Source organism: Streptococcus sp. 339, assembly GCF_013277285.1.
Classification (GTDB): Bacteria; Bacillota; Bacilli; order Lactobacillales; family Streptococcaceae; genus Streptococcus; species Streptococcus pseudopneumoniae.
The window spans coordinates 1-6,843 of the sequence record NZ_VMMR01000089.1 but is presented as its reverse complement, the minus strand read 5'-3'; the positions used below and the strand labels follow the sequence as shown (position 1 = coordinate 6,843).

General features: G+C 35.5%; 8 protein-coding genes and 1 pseudogene. 7 read left to right on the top strand and 2 right to left on the bottom strand.

Translation table 11 applies throughout. The features are described from left to right. Positions 1-260 precede the first annotated feature (260 nt). The 5 genes from HT736_RS12005 to HT736_RS12130 all read left to right on the top strand — a co-directional run bounded on the left by HT736_RS12005 (position 261) and on the right by HT736_RS12130 (position 4,213). The gene (locus tag HT736_RS12005; protein WP_001227862.1) at positions 261-431 is read left to right on the top strand and encodes a PhrA family quorum-sensing system peptide; all 171 of its coding nucleotides are present in this window, start codon (positions 261-263) and stop codon (positions 429-431) included. A gap of 314 nt (positions 432-745) precedes the next feature. Next, on the top strand, positions 746-1,042 hold the full coding sequence (locus HT736_RS09820) for a lactococcin 972 family bacteriocin (protein ID WP_000911559.1): 297 nt from the start codon (positions 746-748) through the stop codon (positions 1,040-1,042). 102 nt (positions 1,043-1,144) lie between these two features. Continuing rightward, on the top strand, positions 1,145-3,160 hold the full coding sequence (locus tag HT736_RS09815) for a DUF1430 domain-containing protein (protein ID WP_054388490.1): 2,016 nt from the start codon (positions 1,145-1,147) through the stop codon (positions 3,158-3,160). 1 nt (position 3,161) lies between these two features. Next, positions 3,162-3,794, top strand: coding sequence for an ABC transporter ATP-binding protein (locus HT736_RS09810; protein ID WP_023934537.1), 633 nt, complete (start codon positions 3,162-3,164; stop codon positions 3,792-3,794). A gap of 140 nt (positions 3,795-3,934) precedes the next feature. After that, a complete protein-coding gene (locus tag HT736_RS12130; protein WP_000712965.1) occupies positions 3,935-4,213 on the top strand; it encodes a hypothetical protein in 279 nt (92 codons plus the stop codon). A gap of 67 nt (positions 4,214-4,280) precedes the next feature. Here HT736_RS12130 and HT736_RS09800 read toward each other — a convergent pair whose 3' ends face one another. Beyond that, positions 4,281-5,198 (bottom strand): helix-turn-helix transcriptional regulator, encoded by a 918-nt coding sequence (locus HT736_RS09800; RefSeq protein ID WP_054392933.1) that lies wholly within the window; start codon positions 5,196-5,198, stop codon positions 4,281-4,283. 190 nt (positions 5,199-5,388) lie between these two features. Between HT736_RS09800 and HT736_RS12000 the strand changes: the two genes are divergently transcribed. Then, positions 5,389-5,559, top strand: a complete 171-nt coding sequence (locus HT736_RS12000; protein ID WP_001227865.1) for a PhrA family quorum-sensing system peptide — start codon at positions 5,389-5,391, stop codon at positions 5,557-5,559. A gap of 154 nt (positions 5,560-5,713) precedes the next feature. Here the strand turns inward: HT736_RS12000 and HT736_RS11995 are convergent. Next, positions 5,714-5,896, bottom strand: a pseudogene (locus HT736_RS11995) (IS110 family transposase); the annotation flags it as partial. 316 nt (positions 5,897-6,212) lie between these two features. Here HT736_RS11995 and HT736_RS09795 point away from each other — a divergent pair. Continuing rightward, positions 6,213-6,843 (top strand): trypsin-like serine protease (locus HT736_RS09795; RefSeq protein ID WP_172930995.1); only part of this gene is annotated, 631 nt, incomplete at its 3' end.

The window sequence follows — 6,843 nt, the reverse complement described above, 5'->3', positions numbered from 1 at the left end:
ACTTCGAGTCGTTGGGAGAGTCTCAACTCTTTTCTTTTCAATCTGAATTTCTCTGCGAGTGTATTCATTAAAGATAATAAACCTTCCTATTTGCTTAATTTCATTATAAAATTTTTAGTTCAAAATAGTAAGTTAAAGGAATAAATAATTCTTTATGGTAATAAACAAAAAAAAAAGTTAAAAATTACATAAAAATACTTGACTAAATAAAATATATCTGTTAGAATAAAAACAAGAAAAAAAGAAAGGGGTTTCATTGCATGAGAAAAAAACGTGGAATTAAAAAATTAGTTACATTTGCATTGCTAGGTGTTTTTATGTTTAGTAATACAATTCCTTACCAACAGTTTATTCAGAAGAATAAACAATTGGAGATTCGAGTGCAATCGCAAAAGAAGTCCAATGGTCTTGATGTTGGGAAGGCTGATTGATTTTATATTACTTTAAAATTCAACTATTTAGAGAAAGGTATTCTGATGAGAGCTTGTAACAATACCAGATAGATATAAGAATGGAGATGTTTGATAAAATGCTTTCATAGCTAACCAACTGTTGAAAATTATGAGTTACAAAATCTAAAGTATTTAAGATTGGTTTATAAAATTAGGTCTCTGCCTGTAGAAAGGAACGTGCAGTTAGAAAGGAGGAAAAAATAGGATACTATAATTCAGACTGAGATTTCTAATTAAAATATATAGTTGCATTTCGCTCATTTTCATAATATTTCATTCAGAGGAGTAATAATATGTTAAAATTTAGAAAAGTAGTTGCATCATCCCTTGCCGTTTTGGCATTTAGTTTGGCTCTTCCTGTTTTGGCAGTTTCTCACCGTGGTGGCGAGTGGACCTATGGAGGCCATCATGATCCAAATAATTGGGGAGCATTTTCGAATTATTATCATGGTTCACAGTATCACTGGGCCTATGTTGGAAGTAATGGACGTAACAATCAAAAAACAGTTTATGCAGGAGCACGTAGTGCGGCCTATGCGTTTGTTAATACAAATTTTGGGGAGCAAGTTACATTTGATGCGGGATGGTAAAGAATAATTGAAGAAGATTCTTTTATCAATAGTTCAGTAAGCTTGTTAGTTTATAGAGGGCAGGAGTATTTCTGCCCTCTGTTTTAGAATAAGGAATGCACTATGAAAAAATTATTTATACTCATATCCAACCTGCTTGCTAGTTTGTTCTTTGTTTGGGTATTTACCATTTGGACTGATACATATGTCTCCCATTATTACCCCAACGTTGTTGTACGTGATTCTTCCCCTGAAACAACTTTTCAGCATGTTGCTACACGCTTGGAAAAACTAGCAGAAGAAACAGATAGCTTTATTGCGATTCAACACCAAGATCCTAACTCAGAAGGTACTACAGTTTTTTCTTATACGACCTTTGGGGACGGAAAGTTGCCTGATGGGCTTCAGGAAAAAAATCTAGAAGATGCTCAAAGTAGTAGTGTTGAAACAAACTATTTTGTATTCGATGGACACCTAGATATTCACTTGCTAAGGGAAGAGCTAAGTCAACTTGGCTTGACTAACATGCACCTGACAATTCCATCTAAACTATCTACGTTAATGGCTATCTTTAGTAACGGATTTCAGTTAATCAGTCTATTGATTTTCATCTTAACCTTTGTAGCACTGACTTTAATTAGTCAAATTAGCCAATTACGGTCATCGGGCATTCGCCTCATTTCAGGAGAGAAACGGTGGTCCATTTTCCTTAGACCAGTTGGTGAGGATTTGAAAGGGATAGCTGTTGGTTTCAGTTTAGCTGGCGTGCTCGCCATTCTTATGCAAAAAATTCTGTCGCTTCCAACGCAATCCCTAATGACCATAGGAGCAGGCTTGCTCAGTTATAATCTCATCTTGTTGTCGATCTCCCTGTTTTTCGCTCAACTCTTCGCAGTTGGGATAAAAAAGATACACCTGATGCAGATTATAAAAGGGCAAGTGCCTGTCAGAGGAATCATTAGTTTGATTTTAATCGGTCAACTGTTAGCGATTATTATTGTAACGCTGGGAATAGGGAGTAGCTTAAAGTATTCCCAAGCCTGGCAACAGCATCGGATTGGACAAGAGGTTTGGAGTCAGGAAAGACAACTGATTACCCTATCAATCAGCCGTGAAGGAACGAGTCCTGGTTTTGATGAACAAGCTCAAAGGAAACTCAGAACTTGGTATCAATTGATGGATCTGGCTGTTTCAGAACAAAAGGCTTTCTTATCTAGACACCAGTTAATTGACCGTACTTTGCAAAATGGCATGGCTTCCTCCAAAAACTTGACAACCTCTACAGAATGGCACGATTACAGCCCGAATGGCAATGTCCTTATCGTCACACCGCATTACTTGGAGCGTCAAAACATTCCTGTAGATACAACTATTAAGCAAAAGATGAATCACCTTAATGTAGGGGAGTTTGTCTTATTGCTGCCTGAACACCTCCGTTCAGAGGAAGAACATTATAAATCTGTTTTTGAAGACGACTTAACCAGTCGCATGTCTAGTCAAGATGAACGACAGCAAATGACTGCTACGGTAGGTTATTTGGAATCAGGTCAGGATCGATTTGTGTATAATACGACCCCTATTTCTTACCAGCAGTTTTTGAAAGATCCGATCGTCATTGTTATAACACCCCAATCAACTGGTCCACAGTCCATTTTGTTTTGGATAGACGCAGTACAGAACTACGTTCTCTTTAATCAATTGTCTGATGCCCAGGAGCTTATCCAGAGACAAGGCATTGAAAATTGGGTCTCAGAAATGCAAACAGGTTACCACAACTACATCACATTATTGGATAATATCCAGAGGGAACATTGGGTAATGCTAGCAGGAGCTGTGCTTGGGATTGCAACTTCAATCTTGTTGTTTAACACTATGAATAGGCTCTACTTTGAAGAATTTAGACGTGCCATTTTTATCAAACGCATTGCAGGTCTCAGGTTCTTAGAAATCCATCGCACTTATCTCTTTGCTCAACTGGGTGTGTTTTTACTGGGATTTGTTGCGAGTGTATTTCTTCAGGTAGAGATAGTAGTTGCTTTCTTAGTCTTGTTACTCTTTACTGGTCTATCTCTTTTACAGTTACATGTCCAAATGCAGAAAGAAAACAAGATGTCCATGCTTGTTTTGAAGGGAGGTTAATATGATTGAACTTAAACAGGTGAGTAAATCTTTTGGAGAACGAGAGTTATTTTCGAATCTTTCAATGACATTTAAGGCTGGAAAAGTCTATGCCTTAATTGGTTCAAGTGGTAGCGGAAAAACAACCTTGATGAACATGATTGGGAAATTAGAATCTTATGATGGGACGATTTTTTACCGAGGTAAAGACTTGGCCAATTATAAATCGAGTGATTTTTTCCGTCACGAATTGGGCTACCTCTTCCAGAACTTTGGCTTAATTGAAAACCAAAGTATTGAAGAAAACCTTAAGCTAGGTCTCATTGGTCAAAAGTTGAGTCGGTCGGAACAGCGGTTGAGGCAGAAGCAGGCTTTAGAACAGGTCGGCCTGGCTTATCTTGACCTAGATAAGCGCATCTTTGAGTTATCGGGCGGAGAATCGCAACGGGTTGCCTTGGCAAAAATTATCTTAAAGAATCCACCCTTTATTCTGGCAGATGAGCCAACAGCTTCAATAGACCCAGCAACCTCTCAGTTGATTATGGAGATTTTGCTATCTCTTCGAGATGATAATAGGCTAATCATTATCGCAACACATAATCCGGCAATTTGGGAGATGGCTGATGAAGTGTTCACGATGGATCGTCTGAAATAAAAATCCTTGTTTTTAATTGCACGATGAGTTATCGAAATATTATCATGAATCAATAATTGGAGTTAATTTAGAATTGTACTTTATGAATATTGAGGTAACTTTTTCTTGATAAAGGAAGAAATAGTGGAGAGAAAGTTAGAATGAAAAAATTCGACAATTATATTATTGAGAAGCCTTGCGATTCTAATTCAGATAAACTGCAAAAAATCTTAATAATTGAAAGTTTGGTAGATGATATTTTGCAATTTTCTCTCAGAATCAAAAATAGTGTAGGAGAGATTTTCCTCCTACAACCGTTTCAAAAGAAAACTATCTTTATTCCATGTTATTTTGAGGAAGATATTGTGAAAGTCAAAGATGATGATGAAGTTGAGTGGCATTTGTTAGAATTTCAAAAATTTAGAGCATTTTTGGCTTAGTAATCTGTGTTGAAGGCTCAAAATCTATGGTAAAAAGTAGCTTTGAAAACGTATTGCCTCCAAAGATTTAGTTAAATAATGATTTAACACAAAAAGAAATTATTGAAGTTCTGGAAAGATGTTGTTTCAGTATTGAGAAAAGGTGGGAAAAACTTGCAATTTTCACAGAGAAAGGATTGTTATAAATCTTGCATAGCTCTCTTGCTTCTATATAATAATTTTTGACTTGTTCTTTGCCAAGGAATTGTGTTCCACAATTTCCAACGAGAACGAGCAGGGGAGCTAGTTGGTAACTTGTTTGCCTCTCTTTACAGAGTTCGATAGTCTCAAGAGCTTCTTGGATGGCTTCATTATATTTTTCCTTTGATACTAGGTAGTGAGCGTAGTTGTAACGAACTCTGATGTAGCCAAATAAAAACTCTTGATGCTCAAAATTTTTTGTCTGATATAACTCCATCAAATGAGAGTAGTTTGCCTCATATTCTTGTTCACGACCCACTAAGGAATAGAAATTAGATAGAGTATTCAACGCCTTTAAATAAATCAGAGTATTTGAAGAGACTTTTAATAATATATTTTCCAATGAAGAAATTGCCTCACACTTACTGTCATATTGATAGAAGTCAATAATAGCTTTAATCCATTCAAGGTAAGTTCGGTCTTCTAGTGTTAGAAAAGTACTTCGTTCAATCTCTATTCTATAAAGATATTCTAAATTGTCATAATTTCTGTCATCTAATAATCGAGCAGATAATTGCTTGAAATTAGAAAGGTTAGATTTAATTTCAATTTGTTCATTAAAAAAATAATCTAATGGCACTTCGAGTCGTTGGGAGAGTTTGAACAAAAGGTCTGCGGAGGGAATGAAATGCCCTCTCTCAATTTTACTAATCTGGCTTTGTTCACAAATTCCTTCTGCAAGAGTTTGTTGGGAGAGTCTCAACTCTTTTCTTTTCAATCTGAATTTCTCTGCGAGTGTATTCATTAAAGATAATAAACCTTCCTATTTGCTTAATTTCATTATAAAATTTTTAGTTCAAAATAGTAAGTTAAAGAAACAAATAATTCTTTATGGTAATAATAAGAAAAAAAGTTCAAAATGCAATAAAAACACTTGGCTAAATAAAATATATCTGTTAGAATAAAAACAAGGAAAAAGAAAGGGGTTTCATTGCATGAGAAAAAAACGTGGAATTAAAAAATTAGTTACATTTGCATTGCTAGGTGTTTTTATGTTTAGTAATACAATTCCTTACCAACAGTTTATTCAGAAGAATAGACAATTGGAGATTCGAGTGCAATCACAAAAGAAGTCCAATGGTCTTGATGTTGGGAAGGCAGATTAAAGAATAATGGAATAGAATTAGTCTCTAGTATATTCGCTTTTATTATTCATTAAAAATTGTAGGGGCAAGTTTGAAAAAATAAAAGTTAGTTGATTGATTACTTCTCTAAATTTTGGGCACACTAAAAAGAGGTCTTGATACCCAACCTTTAAAATTAAAGCACCTTGAATCCGTGCTGTTGTGCAAAACGAACGGCATCTTGGACAGACATTGTCTTATCTGAATTTCTTATTTCTGTAAGACCTTGTAATCTTGGATTATAACTCTCCTGTTTTAAAAGTACGTGGTAGATGGCAACCAATAATCTGCGACAGATAGCGATGATAGCTTTTCGATGCCATATAAATAATTTTTAACATGAGGGGGCTCCCTTCATAAAATTTGAGTCTGCCTATCCCTTGACTATTCTTTCCTTTCACAAACGAGTCGCTTATTCAATTATAAGTTTACGTGCTCTTAGTCACAGTTCTTGTGCTTGATGGAAAGAATGACACCTATAAAAATGCGAGGTAGTGGCTGTACCACTCACTTATTCACCTCCCCGTGATTTGTAGTAGTGATAGGCTTTCTCACTGTTATTATAAAACAAAGAGCACAACACTTTTTCATTCTGTGTTGTGCCTTGAGTGAAACGAAAGGAATGAATTATAAAAATGAAGAAAACATTTTATCGCAAATTCGGTATTTCAATTATTGCTAGTACTTTATTAGCTAGTCAGCTACCGACAGTATCTGCGTTGACTGTTATTTCAAGTACAGGCGAGGAGTATGAGGTAAGTGAAACATTACAAGAGGATCCAGGAACTAATAATTTTTCACTTCCCGATGTTTCACCGACTTATGGTCAATATTATACAAATCAGTCAGAAGTCATTATTGGCAAAAATGATTTAGTTAAGGTAAAAAATACTTTACAATATCCTTACTCTACATCAGCTTATGTAAAAGCAACATTCAAATTTAAAAATGCCGATTCAGTAGAAATAGGTACAGGTAGAGGAAGTGCTTCCTTTATCAAAGACAATGTTTTGATTACAGCAGCTCATGTCGTTTATGACCGTGAATCCAAAACAGAAGCGACTGAAGTAGAGATTATGCCTGCGGCTACTCCAGATAGTAATCCATTTGGTGAAATAAAAGTCAAAGAAGTTCGTTATTTAAAAGAATTTCGAAATACTGATCCAGATGAGCTTACTACCTATGACTTAGCAGTTTTAATTTTGGAAGAACCGATTGGCGCTCAATTGGGGACGTTAGGACTTCCAAATAATTTAGAAAATACTA

Coding starts and splice junctions, on each gene's coding strand:
- HT736_RS12005 (WP_001227862.1), top strand. CDS start 261: ATGAGAAAAAAACGTGGAATTAAAAAATTAGTTACATTTGCATTGCTA.
- HT736_RS09820 (WP_000911559.1), top strand. CDS start 746: ATGTTAAAATTTAGAAAAGTAGTTGCATCATCCCTTGCCGTTTTGGCA.
- HT736_RS09815 (WP_054388490.1), top strand. CDS start 1,145: ATGAAAAAATTATTTATACTCATATCCAACCTGCTTGCTAGTTTGTTC.
- HT736_RS09810 (WP_023934537.1), top strand. CDS start 3,162: ATGATTGAACTTAAACAGGTGAGTAAATCTTTTGGAGAACGAGAGTTA.
- HT736_RS12130 (WP_000712965.1), top strand. CDS start 3,935: ATGAAAAAATTCGACAATTATATTATTGAGAAGCCTTGCGATTCTAAT.
- HT736_RS09800 (WP_054392933.1), bottom strand. CDS start 5,198: ATGAATACACTCGCAGAGAAATTCAGATTGAAAAGAAAAGAGTTGAGA.
- HT736_RS12000 (WP_001227865.1), top strand. CDS start 5,389: ATGAGAAAAAAACGTGGAATTAAAAAATTAGTTACATTTGCATTGCTA.